This is a genomic window from Prevotella sp. oral taxon 313, from assembly GCF_003043935.1.
In the GTDB taxonomy this organism is placed as follows: Bacteria; Bacteroidota; Bacteroidia; order Bacteroidales; family Bacteroidaceae; genus Prevotella; species Prevotella jejuni.
The window spans coordinates 1,047,486-1,069,241 of record NZ_PYXE01000001.1 but is presented as its reverse complement, the minus strand read 5'-3'; the positions used below and the strand labels follow the sequence as shown (position 1 = coordinate 1,069,241).

General features: G+C 40.7%; 19 protein-coding genes. 9 read left to right on the top strand and 10 right to left on the bottom strand.

What is annotated here, in order from left to right; translation table 11 throughout:
* Positions 1-3: 3 nt before the first annotated feature.
* Positions 4-273 carry a 30S ribosomal protein S18 gene (gene rpsR / locus AXF23_RS04135; protein WP_004353605.1) on the bottom strand — a complete coding sequence of 90 codons (270 nt, stop codon included), beginning with the start codon at positions 271-273 and terminating at the stop codon, positions 4-6.
* 4 nt (positions 274-277) lie between these two features.
* Positions 278-622, bottom strand: a complete 345-nt coding sequence (gene rpsF / locus AXF23_RS04130; RefSeq protein WP_009012092.1) for a 30S ribosomal protein S6 — start codon at positions 620-622, stop codon at positions 278-280.
* Between the two features lie 137 nt (positions 623-759).
* Here rpsF and AXF23_RS04125 point away from each other — a divergent pair, with 137 nt between their 5' ends.
* Positions 760-963 (top strand): hypothetical protein, encoded by a 204-nt coding sequence (locus tag AXF23_RS04125; protein WP_107624405.1) that lies wholly within the window; start codon positions 760-762, stop codon positions 961-963.
* Positions 964-1,570: 607 nt separating this feature from the next.
* Here the strand turns inward: AXF23_RS04125 and nadC are convergent.
* The 8 genes from nadC to AXF23_RS04085 all read right to left on the bottom strand — a co-directional run bounded on the left by nadC (position 1,571) and on the right by AXF23_RS04085 (position 11,966).
* Positions 1,571-2,431 carry a carboxylating nicotinate-nucleotide diphosphorylase gene (nadC, locus tag AXF23_RS04120; RefSeq protein ID WP_089366668.1) on the bottom strand — a complete coding sequence of 287 codons (861 nt, stop codon included), beginning with the start codon at positions 2,429-2,431 and terminating at the stop codon, positions 1,571-1,573.
* Between the two features lie 15 nt (positions 2,432-2,446).
* Entirely contained in the window at positions 2,447-3,439 is a 993-nt protein-coding gene (nadA, locus tag AXF23_RS04115) for a quinolinate synthase NadA (protein WP_107624404.1), read from the bottom strand.
* A gap of 51 nt (positions 3,440-3,490) precedes the next feature.
* Positions 3,491-5,101: an L-aspartate oxidase gene (gene nadB / locus AXF23_RS04110; RefSeq protein WP_107624403.1), complete on the bottom strand. Its 1,611-nt coding sequence runs from the start codon at positions 5,099-5,101 to the stop codon at positions 3,491-3,493.
* Between the two features lie 673 nt (positions 5,102-5,774).
* Positions 5,775-6,482, bottom strand: coding sequence for a response regulator transcription factor RprY (locus AXF23_RS04105; RefSeq protein ID WP_107624402.1), 708 nt, complete (start codon positions 6,480-6,482; stop codon positions 5,775-5,777).
* A 35-nt stretch (positions 6,483-6,517) separates the two neighbouring features.
* Positions 6,518-8,077: a sensor histidine kinase gene (locus AXF23_RS04100; RefSeq protein WP_107624401.1), complete on the bottom strand. Its 1,560-nt coding sequence runs from the start codon at positions 8,075-8,077 to the stop codon at positions 6,518-6,520.
* A 496-nt stretch (positions 8,078-8,573) separates the two neighbouring features.
* Positions 8,574-9,950 carry a tRNA lysidine(34) synthetase TilS gene (tilS, locus tag AXF23_RS04095; protein WP_107624400.1) on the bottom strand — a complete coding sequence of 459 codons (1,377 nt, stop codon included), beginning with the start codon at positions 9,948-9,950 and terminating at the stop codon, positions 8,574-8,576.
* Positions 9,940-11,142, bottom strand: a complete 1,203-nt coding sequence (locus tag AXF23_RS04090) for a class I SAM-dependent rRNA methyltransferase (protein ID WP_107624399.1) — start codon at positions 11,140-11,142, stop codon at positions 9,940-9,942. Before AXF23_RS04090 ends, tilS begins: the two co-directional genes overlap by 11 nt.
* Positions 11,143-11,291: 149 nt before the next feature.
* Complete coding sequence (locus tag AXF23_RS04085; RefSeq protein ID WP_042856249.1) at positions 11,292-11,966, bottom strand: 3'-5' exonuclease; 675 nt, start codon at positions 11,964-11,966, stop codon at positions 11,292-11,294.
* Positions 11,967-12,069: 103 nt separating this feature from the next.
* Between AXF23_RS04085 and AXF23_RS04080 the strand changes: the two genes are divergently transcribed.
* The 8 genes from AXF23_RS04080 (at position 12,070) to csm3 (ending at position 21,756) form a co-directional block, all read left to right on the top strand.
* Positions 12,070-14,532: an FtsK/SpoIIIE family DNA translocase gene (locus AXF23_RS04080; protein WP_107624398.1), complete on the top strand. Its 2,463-nt coding sequence runs from the start codon at positions 12,070-12,072 to the stop codon at positions 14,530-14,532.
* Between the two features lie 154 nt (positions 14,533-14,686).
* The gene (locus tag AXF23_RS04075) at positions 14,687-15,301 is read left to right on the top strand and encodes an outer membrane lipoprotein periplasmic chaperone LolA1 (RefSeq protein ID WP_107624397.1); all 615 of its coding nucleotides are present in this window, start codon (positions 14,687-14,689) and stop codon (positions 15,299-15,301) included.
* Positions 15,302-16,801: a DUF5687 family protein gene (locus AXF23_RS04070; protein WP_107624396.1), complete on the top strand. Its 1,500-nt coding sequence runs from the start codon at positions 15,302-15,304 to the stop codon at positions 16,799-16,801.
* A gap of 605 nt (positions 16,802-17,406) precedes the next feature.
* Positions 17,407-18,087 carry a CRISPR-associated endonuclease Cas6 gene (locus tag AXF23_RS04065; protein WP_107624395.1) on the top strand — a complete coding sequence of 227 codons (681 nt, stop codon included), beginning with the start codon at positions 17,407-17,409 and terminating at the stop codon, positions 18,085-18,087.
* 2 nt (positions 18,088-18,089) lie between these two features.
* Complete coding sequence (gene cas10 / locus AXF23_RS04060) at positions 18,090-19,286, top strand: type III-A CRISPR-associated protein Cas10/Csm1 (RefSeq protein ID WP_107624394.1); 1,197 nt, start codon at positions 18,090-18,092, stop codon at positions 19,284-19,286.
* On the top strand, positions 19,273-20,571 hold the full coding sequence (locus tag AXF23_RS04055) for a type III-A CRISPR-associated protein Cas10/Csm1 (protein WP_107624393.1): 1,299 nt from the start codon (positions 19,273-19,275) through the stop codon (positions 20,569-20,571). The genes cas10 and AXF23_RS04055 overlap by 14 nt, the downstream gene beginning before the upstream one ends.
* Positions 20,572-20,588: 17 nt before the next feature.
* Positions 20,589-21,053, top strand: coding sequence for a type III-A CRISPR-associated protein Csm2 (gene csm2, locus AXF23_RS04050; protein ID WP_107624392.1), 465 nt, complete (start codon positions 20,589-20,591; stop codon positions 21,051-21,053).
* A complete protein-coding gene (csm3, locus tag AXF23_RS04045; protein ID WP_233251236.1) occupies positions 21,037-21,756 on the top strand; it encodes a type III-A CRISPR-associated RAMP protein Csm3 in 720 nt (239 codons plus the stop codon). Before csm2 ends, csm3 begins: the two co-directional genes overlap by 17 nt.

Sequence of the window (21,756 nt, the reverse complement as noted above, 5' to 3'; positions counted from 1 at the left end):
TTTTTACTTCATCAAATCGGTTACATAAGGAAGAAGCGCAATCTGGCGAGCACGCTTTACAGCCTGTGCCACACGACGCTGATACTTCAGAGAAGTACCTGTAATACGACGAGGAAGAATCTTTCCCTGTTCATTGAGGAACTTCTTCAAGAACTCGCCATCCTTATAATCGATGTACTTAATACCGCTCTTCTTGAAACGGCAATACTTCTTCTTCTTTGTATCGATAGAAGGAGCGGTCAAATAACGGATTTCTGATTTCTGCTCTGCCATGTTCTTAAGCCTCCTTTTTAGCTGCCCATTTAGCACGACGCTTCTCTGCGTATGCTGCAGAATACTTGTCTTGCTTAACGGTAATGTAACGAATAACCTTCTCGTCACGACGGAAGCCGGTCTCGAGAGTGTTGATAACTGATGGATCTGCGTTGAACTCCAGCAAAGCATAGAAGCCTGATGACTTCTTCTGAATGTTGTAAGCCAACTTCTTGAGCCCCCAAGCCTCCTCGTTCAAGATCTCAGCACCATTGTCGGTGAGCAGTTTCTTGAATTTAGCGACCGTTTCCTTCATCTGTTCGTCAGACAAAACGGGAGTCAAAATGAAAACGGTTTCGTATTGATTCATACTACTTTAATTTATAAAATTGTGAATTAATTTACACCTGCCTACGCAAAATGCGGTGCAAAAGTACTGCTTTTTATACAAATGACCAAATATTTTTAGTACTTTTGCGTCTGTAAACAGCATATTTACTATTATATATGAAAAGATATATCAAATACTTAGGTATTGCAGCGATAATTATCGGTATTCTGCTATTTGTTCTCCATGTCGTCCTGAATTATCATGGGAATGCGCTCCTGTTCAGTGGCCTCACACTGGTTTTGGGTGGTATTGTTTTATTTGTAAAGGGTGAGGGTACTACCGCTATCCAACCCTCTAAGGAGGACAAAGACAAGAAGTAACTATCGTTGTTATCATCGCCTGAAAGCAGCCTTAGCAACTCCCCACATCACAACAAGCTCTAACTCGCTTATTCTACATCAGAGAAAAGAATCATACAAGCGAAGGAGTAGTAAAGACTGCTAAGGAAGAAAGAGACTTATCATCCTCTTATAACAAGAAAAATGTTTATTTCGTTTTGCTGTCACTTTTAACATTTCGAGTCAACATCCTATTGGTCAACGAATTAGCAAGCCATAATATGTGACAGAAATGACAGGAAACTGTGTTTTTAGAAATCGCATATTGCTTGTATTCTACTCCTCTGAACAGGAATATACAACCGCTAAGCCTTATCTTGTCATCCAAGTTTTAGGATTTTCACCAAGTACTTCTATCAGTTTTAACTCCGTTTTCACCCACCTTATTCATACAGTTTATCGTTAGTGAGAGAGCCTACGAAAAGCCAAATGAACCAAAGAGAAAGAGCACACAACGCCTATCTCTTCACATTACCTTCGTGAAAAGAAATAATTATTTACGTGATAAGAAAGATTTTTCTTCATGAAAAGAAACGTTTCCTATCACGTAAATAATTCAAAGTCATTGATTGAGTCGAGTCGACCAAACCTACTTTGTCACCGCCTTAAAGCTCATATCAAGTCCTTTAACACTGTGTGTCAATGCACCAAAGGAGATGAAGTCGACCCCAGCCTGTGCGTATGGAATCATCGTATCGAAGGTGATACCACCACTTGACTCCGTCTCACAGCGTCCTCCAACCATCTCAACAGCCTTACGAGTGTCCTCTGGTGTGAAGTTATCAAACATGATTCTGTCGCATCCTTCATGCAAGGCTTGCTCCAACTCATCAAAGTTCCTGACCTCACATTCTATCTTTAAGTCCTCCTTTCCATGTTCCTTACAATATTGCTTAGCCTTAGAGATAGCGTTATGTATCCCTCCGCAGAAGTCGACATGATTGTCTTTTAGGAGTATCATATCAAACAGTCCAATGCGATGATTCATACCACCACCTATCTTAACGGCCTCCTTCTCCAACATTCTCATCCCCGGTGTCGTCTTACGAGTGTCGAGGACTCGCGTCTTCGTACCGGCATCTATCAGGGCTTGTTGGTACTTACGCGTCATTGTGGCTATACCACTCATACGCTGCAAGATATTGAGCATGAGTCGTTCGGTCTGTAACAGACTTTGTATCCTACCCTTTACTATCATCACCACATCCCCTGGCTTCACCCATGCACCATCTTCTATAAACACCTCAACTTGAAGTTCAGGGTCGAAGCGATAGAACACTCGTTTAGCAATCTCAACTCCTGCCAAGACTCCTTCTTCCTTTATTAGCAACTTGCTTTCGCCTATTGCCTCTGCAGGAATACAACAAAGAGTTGTGTGATCACCATCTCCAATATCCTCACTGAAAGCGAGTTCGATAAGTTTATCGTTAAGTTCTTCTACTGACAACATAATTATATGATTAAATTATAAACCTAAACTCTTTGATATCTCCAACATCTTATGAATAGATTTCACGGCCTTCTTGCCCATCTCGGGCTCTACCTCGATAGCAGGCCACTCGTATTTCAGACAGTTATACAACTTATTCAACGTGACAAGTTTCATATACTCACATTCGTTACAAGTGTTATCACTGTCCTCCGCAGGGGCAGGAATGAATGTCTTATGCGGTGCCAATCGTTGCATCTCAACAAGAATACCACTCTCCGTCACCACGATGAACTCTTGAGCCTCATCTGTTACGCTATACTTCAGCAAGGCTGCTGTACTCCCCACCTTATCTGCCAGACTGATTACGGCTGGTGGACACTCTGGATGAACGAGTACCTTAGCAGCAGGATGCTCGCTTTTCAGTTGTTGAATCTTCGTTGCAGAGAACTTCTCATGAACCTGACAAGCTCCGTCCCAAAGCAACATCTTACGACCTGTTTGCTCACTGATATAATGTCCTAAGTTCTTATCTGGCCCAAAGATAATCGGTGTCTCTTTTGGTAAAGACTCTACTATCTGTTTGGCATTACTACTTGTTACCACGACATCCGTCAAAGCCTTCGTTGCAGCCGTCGTGTTTACATAACTGATAACCGTGTAATCAGGATGTGCCTTAACAAACTTCTCAAACTCATCAGCGGGACAACTCTCTGCTAAAGAACAAGAGGCATTAAGGTCGGGAACAAGTATCATCTTCTCAGGACAGAGTATCTTATTCGTCTCACCCATAAAATGCACACCACACATCACAATGATGTCAGCATCTGTCGATGCTGCCTTCTGTGCCAAGGCCAGACTATCTCCGACGAAATCAGCCAACTCCTGGATGACTCCCTCTGTATAATAATGCGCCATGATAAGTGCATTCTTCTCCTTGCACAACCTACGTATCTCAGCCTTAACATCTACCCCTTCTGGGATAGCCTCGTCGATAAAGCCTTGCTCCAACCACTTTTCTTTTATCATCTGATTCTTAGTTATATGTTGAAAAAACTATGGTAACTGTGTTTCTCCTTATTATTTATCAGTCTTTTCTTCGGCTTCCTTGTCGTAAGCATGCTTCGGATAATCTACCGTATAATGCAGTCCTCGACTCTCTTTCCGCTCTATCGCTTGTCGTGTTATCAGATAACCAACATTAATCATATTACGGAGTTCGCATATATCCTTCGTTGCTTTAACACGCTTAAAGAGGTTCTCAGTCTCTTCATAGAGTAAGTCAAGCCTGTCCCACGCACGTTTCAAGCGTAAGTCGCTACGAACGATACCGACATAATTACTCATGATTTCGCCCACTTCTCGAACACTTTGTGTTATCAAGACATGCTCTTCATTGGTCATTGTACCCTCGTCGTTCCATTCAGGGACATCCGTATTAAAGTCATACTTATCAATCATCTCGAGAGAATGAGCTGCTGCCGACTTAGCATAGACGGCCGCTTCTATCAGCGAGTTACTGGCAAGGCGGTTCCCTCCATGCAGTCCTGTACACGAACATTCGCCCACAGCATAAAGCCGATGGATAGAACTCTCCCCATTTAAGTCTACCTTTATACCACCGCACATATAATGGGCACTGGGACAAACGGGTATGTAGTCTTTCGTAATATCTATCCCAACGCTCATACACTTCTCGTAGATATGCGGGAAATGACGCTTTGTCTCTTCCGCATCCTTGTGTGTCAAGTCAAGACAAACATGGTTGAGTCCGTGTATCTTCATCTCATGGTCGATTGCTCTTGCCACAATATCACGTGGCGCAAGAGAAAGTCGTTCATCATACTTCTGCATGAACTCCTGACCATCTGGCAGTCGCAACACCCCTCCATAACCCCTCATAGCCTCAGTAATCAGGAATGCTGGATGGGTCTCAGAAGGGTTATAAAGAACCGTGGGGTGGAACTGCACGAACTCCATATCCTTCACTGTACCCTTTGCACGATAAACCATTGCAATGCCATCTCCTGTCGCTATCACCGGATTAGACGTCATTGCATAGACAGCCCCAACGCCTCCTGTAGCCATGAGTGTCACCTTACTCAAGAAAGTATCAACTTTCTGTGTATCGGGATTAAGGATATATGCACCATAACATTCTATGTCTTGCGTCCTTCGCGTCACCTTTCTCCCTAAGTGATGTTGCGTGATAATCTCCACAGCATAGTGGTTTTCAAACACCGTGATATGCGGGTTAGCCCTCACAGCCTCCATCAGTCCACGTTGAATCTCAAACCCTGTATCATCAGCATGATGAAGTATGCGAAAGTCACTATGTCCTCCCTCACGATGAAGGTCGTATGTTCCGTCATGGCTCTTATCGAAGTTAATACCCCAGTCAACGAGCGTTTGAATTGCTGAAGGCGCATTACAAACAACCTGTCTGACCGCTAAAGGGTCAGAGATATAGTCCCCTGCCACCATAGTGTCATGGATATGCTTTTCAAAATTGTCAACAGCAAGATTGGTAACAGACGCTATTCCTCCCTGTGCCTTAGCTGTGTTTGCTTCGTCCAAAGAGGTTTTACAAATCAATGCAACCCTACCCTTTCCACGATTGGCCACACTGAGCGCATAACTCATACCAGCTATACCACCACCGATAACCAAGAAATCGAATTTATGTATCATTTGTTTGTTAGTAAGATGTCTCTCTTTTAGTTGGTACAAAAGTAATAAAAAATACGATAACATAGGTAAGAAATGAGCATATATATTTACCTTTGCGTGTTAAAAGTTCCCCATCGCCTATTGACTATCACCAAGATACCTTATAAGAACGTTGATAAAAGAAAAAGAAAGAACACCTAACACGCACACTGAGATTGTAAACATATTTCATCAATAATACCCTTCTTCTTTCGAGAGAGGGCCGAGAATGAGACAAGAAGAGGCCCTTCTATATTCGAGAACATGCCCTTCTTGCACGCAGAAGACGCCCTTCTTGAAGCAAGAGAGGCGTTTTCTTCAACGCTGCATATAACATACTGGTATCATGTATGTTATATTATTAATTACAACTAACATCATACTACTCTTTTGAGGGTACTTAGCTTAACACCCTGTAAATGTTTTTCATTATCACACAGACTCCTCCAAAGACTGCGAAGGGATAAGTTCTATGCTTGTAAAGAATGTGTAGAACATCACTCAGAAAGTCGGATAGGCTTCTTATTGAGGTCCAGCCCCTATCCTTCCACGACCTTATAAAGTAAGAAAAAACGCTATTCAATCTCCTAATCGAAGATAGAATAGCGTTATGTTGATAATGTTCCGCCTAATGATTTAGGCCGAAACAGGAATCTTACTGCTCTTCTGGCACAATGAGTTTATAGCCTTTACCATGGATATTGATAATCTCTATCTGTGGATCTGGCTTCAAGTGCTTACGCAACTTAGTAATATAAACATCCATAGAGCGGGCATTGAAGTAGTTATCATCAATCCAAATGGTCTTCAAAGCATAGTCACGTTGAAGAATCTCGTTAGAGTGTGCGCACAGTAAAGCGAGCAACTCATTCTCCTTTGTAGTAAGCTTTGTAGCCTTCTCTGGGTCGTTATCCAAAGTAAGCAACTGTTTCTGTGTGTCGAAAGTAAAGCGACCAATATTGTACATGGTAGACTCCTTGGTCTTTTTACCCCTTACTCTACGCAGGATAGCCTCAATACGGAATACCAACTCTTCCATTGAGAAAGGCTTTGTAATATAGTCATCAGCACCAATCTTAAAGCCTTCTAAGATGTCTTCTTTCAGCTGCTTTGCAGTAAGGAAGATGATAGGAATCTCCGCATTAGCCTGACGTATTTCCTGTGCAAGGGTAAAACCATCTTTCTTAGGCATCATAACATCAAGTACACAGATATCATACTTGCTCTTTAAAAAGGTTCTGTAACCTACTTCACCATCAGGGCAAAGATCGGCTTGGAAGCCTTTTGCTTGCAGATACTCACTCAATAGTGTTCCGAGGTTCTCATCGTCTTCACACAAGAGAATTTTTAACTTATCGTCCATAATCTATACGTATTAAATTGTTTATATGCTTTTATTTATGTTTCTTCGTCCTCCTCGTCACGTATAACGGGAAGTTTTATAACGAACTTTGTTCCTTTTCCGTACTCACTCAACACCTTTATCTCTCCTTCATGTAGGTCGACCATCTTCTTCACATAGGCCAATCCTAATCCAAACCCTTTCACATCGTGAAGGTTACCAGTGTGAACTCGATAGAACTTATCAAAGATCTTCTTCAGATTCTCCTTCTTTATTCCCTGTCCAGTGTCCCGTATAGAGAGGTAAAGGTTCTCGTTTGTATTCCATGTCTTCAAATAGACGTCTAATGGCTCATCTGGTTTAGCATACTTCACAGCGTTATCTAAGAGATTGAAGATAACATTCTGAAAGTGCATCTCGTCTACATACATGAGGGAATCGACGGCTTCTATCTCTGTGTACACCTTACCCCCCGTATGCTCAACACGCAGACTGAAAGAGTGGGCAATCGTCTCCACCATCTCATTAAGGTCTGTGTATTTCTTCTTTAGCACAGCCTTCTTGCGGTCGTACATACTCATCTGTAGCACCTTCTCAACCAGGAAACGCAGTCGTTTGGACTCATCATTGATGACACCACCCAAGTGGTCAATCATCTTTGGACTCTTTACGAGTGTCTTATCATTCAACATCTGCGCAGCAAGAGATATACTTGCGATAGGCGTCTTAAGCTCATGCGTCATGTTATTGATGAAGTCGTTCTTTATCTCACTGTATCGTTTCTGTCGGAAGATAGTAACGATTGTAAAGATAAAGGTGACCAACAGTACGAAAGTGAAGATGATTGACGGTATCATAAACCGTACACTGGAGAAGATGTAGTTGTTCATTTGAGGGAAATGAACCTTTACTACGCCCATTCTATTTACTGGGTCGTTACGGAACAACACCTGAGAATAAGTATTCTCCTCGCCATCACTCACATAATCTGGACATCTATAGACTTCGCGTCCATCCTGTGTTGTCACCGTGAAGTGGTAAGGGATGTTGATACCATTGTTCATCATCTCTGCCTTTAAGTCTTGGTCTAAGAGCTTAAAGTTTATTCTATTGCGTAAAGGTTTGTCTGAAGCAGAATAGAGAATATTATAGATAACCTCCTCTAACATAGCTTTCTGATAGACATAACGATTACGAACAATCTCTTGCATATTCTTCTTTGTAGCAGACAACGTACTACTATCACTCCGTAAAATAGAACCTTTCGGGACCAAAGAAGGCTTCGATTGCTTTAGTTTTGCTTCAAAAGAAGTATAGACATCACCCTGGTTGTCTGTCGAAGGAGCTTGATGGGCTGGTGTAGCAGCAGCCTTATCAGCAGCTTGAGCATCGTTATGTAAACGCTCAGTCTTGTTCACACCGTCCTCTAAATAACGAAGAGTCTCATTCAACTCCATGTTGCGAGATGCCTGATAGAGGGCACGGTTGACGGATTCGTCAAACTGTTCCTTCTTCATCTCAGCCATTTCTTCAATGTAGTTGAGCTGGAGCAGCAGCAAACCAAGGAACGAAAGCCCCATGATTATAGCTATTATCCATATCGTTTTCTTCTTCATTACTCACTTACTTATATGTAAACTGCTCATAAAGAAACTCTATTCACAGCACTATATCTTTATTTTCCGACTGCAAAGATAGGATTTCCTTAAATGTTTAACATCTAAAAGTTAAGAAATAACTCATAATTGATTTAAGTTAACTAAATACTACTTTTTAGATTAATAATTATCAAGTATAAACTTTGACATAGGTCTTTAATCCTCCAAAATATAGTTTACAAAGATGGTATTAGACAAAGAGAAGATGACTGCTATCGCTGAACTAAACGACTGTCATTATTCCTTACACCTTATATTAATAAGGTATAAGTTCAGAAAATAGCTCTCGTATCAATAAAGCCTTAGGCTTACACATCCCATGATAAATACAAGAAAGAAACATGCCTCCGCCTTATTAAAATGTATAGAAGTTCTGTATGGGTGGTCGTAATAGTATAGTAGGCCTTAGTAAAGAAGAGTATGCGATTATAGTCTTACTGAACAACAAAGGCTATTATCCTTGTAATGCTTCAATCTGTAGGCAAGATGTGCTCTGTGGGGTCAACTTAAAATGGTCACTGATACGAAGGCCAAGGACCCAAAGGATAGTACCTGTGGCATCAAGGAGCACCAGTTGGTTACGTTTCTCAAAGCGGTTACGTTTGAGATTAGTAAGGAAATCACTCACAAGTTGGCTTCCTCGCATCCCAAGAGGAGTAAAGCGATCGCCCTCTGCAACACGTCGTAAGGTCAAAGGGAAACGTATAGAAGAGGCATCAAGGTCGACGATAGTAGGATTCTTAGAGAAAGCAACGGTTGATGACGGGGCCAACGTCCGCTCTGTCAGTCGAAGAGAAAGTTGCTCATCATAGACATAACGCCCCGTCTCGGGGATAACAAGCGTGCGAGGCTCACCTTCTTCACGAGGTAAAACCATAAAGAAACCACGGTCATGGGTGAGTTCATGCGTTGAAGAATACCATAACTGGCCCGTCTGTCCATCAAGGTGTGAGACCATCTCCGTTATCTGAGAAGATGAAAAACCGAGTGGTTTAAGAATATAAAAAAGGAGGTAAGCGGGCGAAGGAAATGCTCGAACAATTGTCAAATCAAGTTGGAAAGGATGCTTACTCAGACTACTTTGACTTACAGAACTCTCCGAACAGAAAAAGTGAACAGCCTTCTCCAAAGCCTCTTTGAGCGACTCCTGCACAATAGCCTCTACATCCGAGAGATGATTAGCAGTAGTAAGAATAGCCTCCGTAATCGATGGATTAATCTCAGCCAACTGTGGAAGAATATTCAATCTAATCTTATTTCGCACCACATCATCCACAAGGTTAGTGCTATCGGTTACAAATGTAGATGCGTGTCGACGAAGATAATCCTCAATCTCTTGGCGTGTCACGCAAAGCAAGGGACGTATAATGTCATTCTTCCGAGGACGAATACCCATCAAACCACTTAGTCCAGTGCCCCGAACAAGGTTGATAAGAATTGTCTCTACAGAGTCTTCTTTATGATGACCTACGCAGATACCTTCAGCTTTTAATGCTTCTTTCAATTGAAAGAAATAATGATAACGCAATTCGCGCGCTGCCATCTCAATGCTCACCTTATGTAAGTCAGCATAAGCCTGCGTATCAAAATGGACTTTATGGAGCGGTATATTCTCACGTTGACATAGCTCTTCACAGAACCGTTCATCCCTCATACTCTCCTCACCACGCAGCTGGAAATTACAATGAACAGCCTCAACACGATAACCTAACTCCTTGAGACATAGCAGAAGAGCAACACTATCGGCACCGCCAGACAGCGCTACTAAATAAAGAGCATCTACCCGAAGCAGATGCCCAGAAGCTATGAATTGTTTTATCTTATTCAACATAAAGGACCAGCCCCTTCAAATACTCGCCTTCTGGATGATAAATATTAATTGGGTGATCAGCAGGCTGATGAAGCTGATGGAGGATGCGCACCTTACGACCAGCTTGTGCGGCAGCCGTGAAAACAGCTTGTCTAAAGTTGTCCTTTGTGACTACCTGCGAGCAACTAAAGGTAAACAAGATTCCTCCAGGCTTAATCTTTTCAAATCCTTTGACGTTCAATCGTGTATAACCACGCAATCCATTCTTCAACGCACTACGGTGTTTTGCAAAGGCAGGGGGGTCGAGAATGATAAGATCATACTTACCATCATGGTCGTCAAGATATTTGAAAGCATCCTCACAGATAGCCTCATGGCGTGAATCACGAGGGAAATTCAGTTCGACATTCTTGTTAGTTAGCTCGATAGCCTTCGCCGAACTATCCACAGAATGTACCACTTCTGCCCCACCACGCATAGCATAAACAGAGAAGCCACCCGTGTAACAGAACATATTCAACACACTTCTTCCCTTAGCATAATACTCTAAGAGAGAGCGATTCTCACGTTGATCGATAAAGAAACCCGTCTTCTGACCCTTTAACCAGTCAATATGGAACTTTAAGCCATTCTCAATCGCAATGTTATTGTCAGTTTCTCCATAGATAAAACCATTCTCTTGGCCAAGTTCAGCCTTGTAAGGAAGGGTCGTCTCACTCTTATAATAGATACTATCCAACTTATCGCCCATTACCTTAACAAGGGCTTTCGCAATCACCTCACGGCATACATGCATACCTACAGAATGGGCTTGCATAACGGCAGTCTTGCCATACACGTCGATTACCAAGCCTGGGAGGTTATCGCCCTCACCATGAACAAGACGATAAGTAGTATTAGGGAACACCCCTACCGACGTGGGTTCTTCACGAATAACACCAATCGCTTGGCGCACTTGGAGGGCCGCACTCAATCGACTCTCCCAAAACGTGTCATCAATCTTTACGTCATGGAAGGAGAGAACACGGACGGCAATAGAACCTATCTGGAAATGTCCTACAGCAATAAACTTCTTGTCGTGCGTTAGGACTCGCACTATATCGCCCTCTTCAAGTCCCTCTTCAATCTTGTTGATAGCACCTGAGAAGACCCATGGATGGAAACGAAGAAGACTCTCTTCTTTGCCCCTTTTCAAATATACTTGCTTATACATAAAGTTCCGTTTTAGCGTTTATCGTTTTCTTCTACTTGATGATCTCCGAATTACTTTCATGAACAAAAAGATTTATTTACATGATAAGAAATATTTTTCTTCACGATAAAAAATATTTTTCTTCACGACAGTAATCTACATAGAACCTATCATTCTGTTGTCACGTCCGCCTCCTTTTCGCTCTCTTCAACCGCTGGCTTCACCTTTGGAGGTACTACAATAAGCTCGTAATCACCACTGTGTTTTAGTTCGTGTAGCCGCTCGTAGAGTTTAATACACGTCCAAGCATCTGTTGAAGCATAGAGTTTCTGCTTATCATTCAACACCTCGTTCTCCCAATTCGATAGCTGTTCACGTTTTACGATACGCTCATGGAAGACATTGGCATAGAGTTTCTGCAGACTCATATCCTCTATTCCCAAAGATTTAACATAGTCTTGTAGGTCGATAAAATAACCCGGCTTGAAGTCAAGACGTTGATGCAACATCAGCATGTCATCGCCCAATGAGAGACCAACCTTAGGTACCGTTGTATCTTCAAGGAAACGTTTAATACAATCAGGCACACCTATGAGGTTCAGTCGAAAGAGGAAGCATACCTCATGGTCGCAGGCCTGTAAGAGCGCAACCTTGCGTCGCTGCCCCTTCTTGAAGACAGGACGCGTCTCCGTGTCAATGCCGATGATATCCTTAGAAAGCAGATAATTAACCGCCTTCTCAGCCTCAGCTTCATTCAAGACAACGACAATCTTCCCTGGGAAAGTAACCCTTGGTAACTGTGATATCTTACTTTTATCAAATCGATTGTATATTTTTATACTCATTTCAGATTGCATACTAACTTGCAAAATTAAAAAAAAAGTTTGAAAAACTATGCTTATGTGGCACTTATTTATTACTTTTGCAAGTATAAATGAATAACGATAAATGGCAAAGAAGAAATCAGAACGCAAGAGCAAAACATTCACCGAGGCACTCGGACTAAATAACATTATTAACGACAAGACGGGATTTGTTGTTGGACTCATCCTCCTTTGTGTGGCTATCTATATCTGTGTGGCTTTCTTTAGCTATTTTAATACAGGTGCAGCAGACCAGAGTTTAGTTACCGACTTACGCCCTGGCGAGGTAGAGAACGCTAACAGAGCCTTCCAAAACACTTGTGGTTCATTGGGTGCATTACTGTCATACGGACTCATCTCACGCTGCTTTGGTATTCCTGCCTTTATCATTCCTGCTTTCATTGCATTGTGTGGTATCCGAATGATGGGTGCCTACAAGAAGCTAAGTCTTATGAAATGGTTCATGGGAATGGCTTTGGTGATGATATGGTCGTCCGTAACCTTTGCGAAAGCCCTTACTCCACTGATGGGCAACCAAGTATATAATCCAGGCGGAGACCACGGAGCCTTCTGCGTTCAATACATGGAGAACCTTGTTGGAACACCTGGGTTGATAGCCATCTTGGTGATTGTGATGTTAGCTTATCTCACCTACCTCACCTCCGAAACAATAACCGTTGTAAGAAAACTGATGAACCCCTTTGGATATATCCGTGATAAGGTGAAGTTCACTGTGGTTCATGATGATAAGGGAGAGAATGTTAATGAAGCATGTGACGAGGAGGCCATCATTGGAGGAGAGCCTGTAGAGGCGTTAGTATATGACGACCCTACTCGTGCTGAACCTATTGACCTACCGACACAGCCTGCGACAGAACCACAAGAGCTTAACACTCTCTATACGCCAGACAGCAACGAGAGAGCGAAGAAGACAGTAGAGAAAGAAGCACCAGGATTTGAAGTTGAAGAAGAGAAGATTGAGGAGAAGGCAAACAGTAAGACGCTCGCTAACAACAACCTTCCGCTGACCCCTATTAATCCACGTGAACCTTTCACGAGATGGAAATTCCCTTCACTCGACTTACTGAAGGAATATAATTCTGACACGAAGACTAACTACGTTAGCCAAGAGGAGTTAGAAGCTAACAAAGACCGCATCATCAAGGTGTTAAACGACTTTGGTGTACAAATTAGAAGTATCCGTGCGACAGTCGGTCCGACGATTACGCTCTACGAGATAACACCTGCACAGGGTATTAGAATCTCTAAGATTAAAAACCTCGAAGATGATATTGCACTGAGCTTAGCGGCTATCGGCATCCGTATCATTGCTCCTATGCCAGGCAAGGGAACAATAGGTATTGAAGTCCCAAATGCTAAGCCGAACATCGTGTCCATGTTCTCAATCCTAAACTCACGTAAGTTTCAGGAATCAACGATGGAGTTACCGATCGCATTGGGTAAGACTATCACCAATGAGGTGTATATGGTCGACCTTGCCAAGATACCTCACTTGCTCGTTGCGGGTGCTACCGGACAGGGTAAGTCAGTCGGTCTGAACGCTATCATCACATCCTTACTCTACAAGAAACACCCTAATGAGCTGAAAATAGTACTCGTAGACCCGAAGAAGGTGGAGTTCAGTGTTTACTCTCCGATTGCTAAACCATTCATGGCGGCAGTAGAGGAGAATGAAGACGAGCCTATCATCACAGACGTTCAGAAGGTGGTAAAGACGCTGAAAGGGCTTTGTGTACTGATGGATGAGCGTTATGACCTACTGAAAGCAGCACGTGTCAGAAACATAAGGGAGTACAACCAGAAGTTCCTTGGACACGGACTGAACCCAGAAGAAGGACACGAATACATGCCTTACATCGTGGTTATCATTGATGAGTTTGGTGATTTAATTCTCACTGCAGGCAAGGAAGTGGAAATGCCTATCACACGTATCGCCCAGTTGGCACGTGCCGTCGGTATTCACATGATTATTGCAACACAGCGACCAACGACATCTATCATCACTGGTAACATCAAGGCGAACTTCCCTGGACGTATCGCTTTCCGCGTAGGAGCGATGATGGACTCACGTATTATCCTTGACCGACCTGGTGCACAACAGCTTGTCGGACGTGGTGACATGCTCTATCTTAACGGAGCCGACCCCGTTCGTGTACAGTGTGCCTTTGTCGATACACCAGAAGTAGAGAACATCACGAAGTTTATCGCTAACCAACCAGGTCCTGTTCGTCCGTTGGAAATCCCAGAGCCACTGTCTGAAGACGAAGCTGGAGGAGGCGGTTCGCTGGACACACACAACCTTGACCCTCTCTTCGAGGAGGCTGCACGTGCTATTGTTGTCACTCAACAAGGTTCAACAAGTATGATTCAGCGTCGCTTGTCTATCGGTTATAACCGTGCTGGTCGTCTGATGGACCAATTGGAGAAGGCTGGTATCGTGGGTGCTGCTAAGGGTTCAAAACCTCGTGAGGTACTGATAAGCGACGAGGTGAGTCTTGACAATATGCTGACTGTCCTGCGTGGATAAGATGCATCACCAAATTGAGAAGTCTTGCTTATAAAGCCCTATCGCAAACTTGTCAGAACACTCAAAGGTAATAAATGTCTGTAAACAAAAAAGATATATCAACTGACTACGTTTCTATGTAGCAGCAGTTATCAATAATAAAAACAATAAAACGATGAAGCAAATTAAATATTTACTTTTGTTCGCAGCCATCTTTATGGCAAATAGTGTATTCGCACAGAATGCCAATCAGGCTAAGGCTTGTATGGATAAAGCTACAGCCAAAATATCTAATTTAGGTGGGTTTACTGCTCGCTTCGAACTTTCCAGACCCGGTGCCGTTGGTAGGACATCAGGTACTATATCTGTGAAAGGTATTAAGTTTGTGTCTACTACCCCACAGACAACAGTATGGTTTAACGGTACAACACAGTGGTCATACATGAAGTCTACGAATGAGGTGAACGTCTCAACACCTACCGAAGCACAGCGTCTCTCAATGAACCCTTACGCATTGATGACCATGTATCGCCAAGGTTACGACCTCTCAATGACCAATGAAGGAGGTGCTTACGTGGTACACATGAAGTCAACCAACCCAAAACGTAACATACCAGAGGCCTTTGTGACTGTAAACAAAGCCTATCAGTTGCAGAGAATCAAGATAAAGCAGGCTAATAAGTGGACAACAATTACCGTTTCTGGTATTCAGCGTAAGAACCTCTCAGATAATATCTTTACTTTCAACAAGAAAAGTCATCCCTCTGCTGAAATCATAGACTTGAGATAAATGACTTACTGGGAGGCTATTCAAACATTGCATAAGCACTTCTACCTGTCTGGTAGGAGAAATAAAATATGGCAAGCCAACAGCGTAGCAAAGTATATTTACTACGTGTTGGCTGTCTTTCTTTATGCTTATCTTGCATGGATAGGATGTGAATTGGCAGACCTCACCATCAATTATAATCTTGGAGGCTACCGCTTCATCTATGCCCTGCTGCCGCTATTTCTGTTCATCGATTATCTTTTCAGATATACAACAGACCATCGGTTGCTGATGAATATCCGCCCATATCTACTCTTACCACTACCTAAACATAGCTATACTGACTATCTGATTCTGCGACAACTGATAGTTTTTAAGAATGTGAACCTTCTTTTTATCTGTATTCCCTTTGGTATTAGAACTGTCGTTCCAGAGTTAGGTGCAACGGCTATGATTGGTTATACAGCAGGACTTTATCTCTTTCTACTTATCAACGGACAATTCTTCCAGTTTACGCAAGTGCTGACGGCACGTGGACTGTGGTATTGGCTCATACCGATTCTTACCTATTTATCTGTCGTCATCATAACTATCTTCTTCCCTTCTCCACAGGGTTACCTCCACTGTTGGGCAGAGATTGGTAATGCAATGATAAGAGGAGAGATAGGGATATATGCTGTTTTAGCATTGCTACTCATAGGAATGATATTGCTAAATCGTAGCGTCCTTGAACGTCGTATCCGCCAAGAGCAATACACGTCAGAAACTTCTAAAAGCGACAAGAATAATATCAATCTTACTATCTTCGACCGTTTCAATAAAATTGGAGAGTTTCTAAAGATTGAGACTTGGAGTATACTACGCAACAAAAGACTCCGTTTGATATTCTATCTAAACACCTTCGGTATCTTTATATTTAGTCTAATCACAGCCTTTGATCCAGAGAGTGACATGGTAAAGAGTAACGGCTTTCTCTACTATAGCTTTATCGTCTATGGACTAAGTTCGCTCTCAAGAATCATGTGTTATGAAGGGAATTACTACGAATGCCTACTGATGCAACGCAATAGTATCCAAAACCTTTTGCTTGCAAAGTATTATTTTTATACAGCCTTACTATTGATTCCGCTGATCGCCTTCCTCCCTTTAGCTCTAATTGGGAGGATAAGCTTTTGGACAATACTATCCTATGCCCTCTTTGCAGCTGGTGTCGCCTATCGTATTCTATTTCAGATGGCAATATATAATAAGGTGACTTTCTCTATGCAAGCTACACACACAGGAAAGAATGTAAACACGAATTATATACAGCTCATCGTTACGCTCGTTACCATCATCAGTCCTTTCCCAATCACCGCATTAGGTACATGGTGGCTAAACCAACCTATCATCACCAATACCCTCCTCTCTCTCCTTGGTATCTTCTTCATTTCCACCCACCGCCGTTGGCTTATTAGTATCGCCCAAAAGATGAAAGACAACCAATACGACCAACTTGAAGGCTTTCGAAGAAGCAGATAAAACAAGTTACTATCTGCTGGTACATAAACACAAAATACCTATTCCCCTAATTTGTAAGAATAGAAAACATCCCTCCCCACTTGAGAATATTGATTCCCAAGCCCTATAAACGACACTTACCCTTACCTGTACTATCCCCTGACTATCTATAATTTCGTTTCTTCCCCACCGCCCAGTTGTATCATCTTGAGGTTCAATACAATAATAGCAGTTATGCTTGAGAAATACTTTCTATGATAAACAGACGAACCAACGAACAAAAACACAGGTAACGAAAAGACCGCTTGACAAAGGATAAGACTAAATCAACCAGTGAATGTCATCAACTATAAATCATTCTTTAGCTACAAAGAGCTACATTCCTTTATTCATAGCATCTTTACTCGAAGTAAGTTTTTATAACTTGTATGACGTGAAAATTATAAAAACTACTCATGAATTAAAATATTTTTCAATATTAATAAACAAATTGAATATATTTTATTATCTTTGCATCTATAGTCTTAAACATGATACACTGATATTATAAGGAGTGTATATTTCTTAATAAACGATGTTTGATTGAGTGACAAGCCACCCATTACCTAGAATATAAAACCCAAACTATGACCAAGATAAAGACACTGACCATACAGTTTGATACTCCCTTACGACGCTCAGAAATCCCATTGTTCCGTGGAGCTATTATTGCCGCAATACCGTCAAGCAATATCCTATTCCATAATCACGATGGTACATCCCTACGATACTCTTACCCCCTGATACAATATAAGCGTATTGGTGGGAGAGCCGCTATTACCTGCATTGGTAAGGGAGTGGATACTATAGGGCAATTTTTCTCCATAAATAAAGACCATAAACTAAGGATTAGGGACAAAACAAGGACTTTCCCCATACAGAATTTACAAGCCCTACAGACCGAAATACAGTGCTGGGATTGTAGTTTTGATTACCGCATACGGGATTGGCTACCCCTAAACGAAACAAACTACAAAGTTTATACTGAAACAACGAGTCTCATAGAACATATAAAAATACTCGAAAAAATCCTCATCGGCAATATATTATCCCTCGCCAAGGGACTTGAAATAAACATTACATCAACAATTGACGTTTCCATAACAGCTATCGAAAACATACGAAGTGTTAGATACAAACGAGTTCCGTTACAATGTATGGACATACAATTTAAAAGTAATCTGTCTTTGCCCGACTTTATAGGTATAGGCAAACATACAAGTGTGGGATTCGGTATAATAACTAAGAAAAATAACGTAAAAAAATAAATATGGACAACATTAGAGAACATATCTACCTATCAGCTATACTGCACGAAATCGGAAAGTTTTACCAAAAAGCAGACAACGAGAATATTACTATAACTTCTAGTCCGATAAATATAGGTGAACTTGAAGATCTATTCTACTTAAAACAAGAAGCTAAATATACCTTGTGGACAAAACTATTTATTAAGGAAAACCAGCGAGTCTTTAATAAGTTGCTTAAAAATACTCAAAACGAGTCAAGTAACAAAGACAATTTGAAGAGTTTAGTCAAAAGTCAGATTAGTAAAATAGAACAAATAATCAAAGAAGCATTATTATTATCTTCTGGTAAAGAAGATTATACAGAAGAACTTTCTACAGAAAGCGAAAGCAACTGGAAATCTTGCAAGAACGAACGATTAATTCCCATTTTAGAAACAATTGGTAATCAAGATGAATTGTTAACGAATAAAGAATGGCATCAACTTCCTGTAAAGAAGCTGATACCTTCTATTGATAATTTTCCTCAAAAGGAAATTACTGAAGTTCCTAACTATAGCAATCTATGGAAGGAGTTTAAAAGTGAATTTGCCTCACTCACTCACAGTACTTACCAAACTTTTTCAGACAATCTCTTGACATTACTATACAAATACACCTCTTGCATTCCATCCAATATAACACACTCTCCAGACATTTCACTCTATGATCATATCAAAACAACAACAGCACTAGCCATCTGCCTTTACGACCTTATGTGCTCCGGAGAAAAACCAAAAGATCGTTTTCTCCTTATTGGTGCCGACCTCAGTGGTATTCAATCTTATATCTATCAGATAGTATCAAAACATGCTGGTAAAAACCTTAAAGGTCGATCTTTTTATATTCGTGTGTTATCAGACGCAGTTGTGCGCTATCTAATGAAACGATTAGGCCTCTTTCAAGCAAATATCATATATAATAGTGGTGGAGGATTTTATCTTCTAGCACCTAATACAACTGATATCAAACACAAGCTTAAAACAGCTATCGAAGAAATTGAAAGAAGAATATTTACAACACATGGAACATCACTATATGTTGCAATTGATAGCATTACTGTTTCTGATGATGCTTTACTACATAGAAATGGGGAAGATATAGGTAAACTATGGGGGGGATCTATTTATAAAAAGAGATCGACGAAAAAATCAAAGATATGCAACAATGATGGAAGATGATTATAAAAGATTCTTCACCCCACAATCAGGACTCAATAAATTTGATTGTATCTCTGGCGAAGAAATTCCTGCCAACGAACAAAGCTACAGAGAGGGAGACCTTTCACCACTCCGTTATATTACAAAAGAACAAATAATTTTAGGCCATAAACTCCGTGATTTTGATTTACTTATCATCAGCGAATCAGAAGTACCTTATTTAGCAGACAAATGTTCTGTAGAGCCTGCTCAATTAGGCTTCCATTACTATCTTCTAAAACAAGAAGAATTAATAAAAGTAAAAGATAAAATATGTTTTGAAAAAGAACCGCTAACTATTTTACAAGCCAATACAAGCAAAGATGGTGATAATCTTGTAAAAATAATCGAGAATTCTAATAGCATCTATGGTTTATTCTACTATGGTGGAAACGAATTAGGCTGCACAAGAATACCAACTTTTGAGGAACTATGCCATAAATCAGATACAGATAATGCTTTTAGGCGATTAGGAGTTCTAAGAATGGATGTCGATAACCTTGGACGTATATTCCAAGCTGGTATAAATCCTCAATATACATCTCTATCACGTTATGCAACATTAAGCCGTTCGTTCGATTATTTCTTCTCAGGTTATCTAAATGAGATCTGGAGAGAAACAGATCCAAGTAAATCAATCATCATATATAGTGGTGGTGACGACCTTTTCATTGTTGGTAGTTGGGAAAAAACTGTTGAGATTGCAAAACGTATAAGAGAAGATTTCCGTAAATACACTTGTAACAATCCCAATTTAACTATATCTGGTGGTGTCGCCTTGCTATCGCCTAAGTTTCCAATAATGAAAGGTGCAGAAGAAAGTGCTATTGAGGAAGATAGGGCTAAAAAACACCAATGCATGGAATTAGAAAAGAATTCCTTTGCTCTACTCAACACAGCGTTGAATTGGGATGAAGAGTTTCCAGCCGTTGAAGCACTAAAAAATGAGATAAAAGAACTGCACATTGATGATGCCATCAAGAGTTCCTTTATATCAAAAGTTCTCAGACATAGAACTAATGCAGAGATAGATTCACACAAAATTACAAACTTCAAAACCTATTGGATGATTGCGTACGATATGGGCAGGATGAAGAACCGTTCAAAAGACGTACAAGCGAAAGAATTAATTAATCAATACATAAAAGAGATATGTGGTAATAGTTCTTGTCTAAATAACAAAACTATAAAATCTTACTATCATCCTTTAGAACTATGGGCATTAGCGTGTAGATGGGCAGAATTAGAATTACGAACAAACAAATAAATTAAAAGAGAACAATTATGGTAACACCTTACAAAGAGAACAGGTATCCCGACAAGAGAAGAAACAGTTGGAATACAAACAAGGATGGGTCTGAAGCTCCAGAAGAGATTTTAACCAAAGCTAATTTCGATGAAAGTTGGATTACGGAAGGAGCCAACGAGAGACTTCCAGATTTTGCTGAAGTCCTTGGAAAATATATGGCAAGGAATGGACTTACCAATTCTAAAATCCGCAGTATTTATGGAGAAATAAAAAGAATACAAATGGGTAAATTTGAGATAGAAAAAGCTTCTTTCTTTTTACTCCGTCCGAAAGTAGCCTATGCTTTTGGAAGAGATGAAAAGAACAAAGGATTAAAACTATTCAAACTCATCTTTGAGAGAGTATATCTTCTTGTCAAAGATCAAAAAACCTATAATAATTTCTGCAATCTTATAGAAGCTATCCTTGCATACCATAAAGCGTATGGAGGAAAAGATTAAATTATTACATTATAAAGAACTATCTATGACTACAACAAGATTAAAAAAGAAAGTTGTCTATACTGGTACTATTATATTAAAGACCGGTTTACACATTGGTGGAACAAATGCAGCACTCAACATTGGTGGACCAGATAAATTTGTAGTTCGTAATCCTTTAACCAATATTCCTTATATACCAGGAAGTTCTCTTAAAGGGAAGCTACGATGTTTGGTCGAATTAGCAAATGGAGAGTCTAATGAGGGTAAACCTTCAAACAATCCACAAAGCAAAGCTGGTGCACTGTTTGGTACTGCAGGAGATAGTGAGTCAAATCATGCATCACGCCTAATTGTAAGAGATGCAGTTATGGCAACACAAAATGATGACGAAAATGAACTAAAAATATTTGGACTTAAACGTTCTGACATACCAGACTTTAGCAATACAGATTTACCATTTACCGAGAGTAAAACAGAAGTAAATATAGATCGCATTACAGCTAAGGCTAATCCACGAACTTTTGAAAGAGTACCAGCAGGTGCATTTTTCAAGTTAGAAATGATCCTAAATATCTTTGAAGGAGAAGATGAAAATAGTTTAAGAGGCACTCTAAATCAAGGAATTACCCTTCTACATGACGATTACCTTGGAGGAAACGGTTCACGTGGATACGGCCAAGTTGGAATAAAAATAATAAAAGAAGACGAAAAGACATATTGA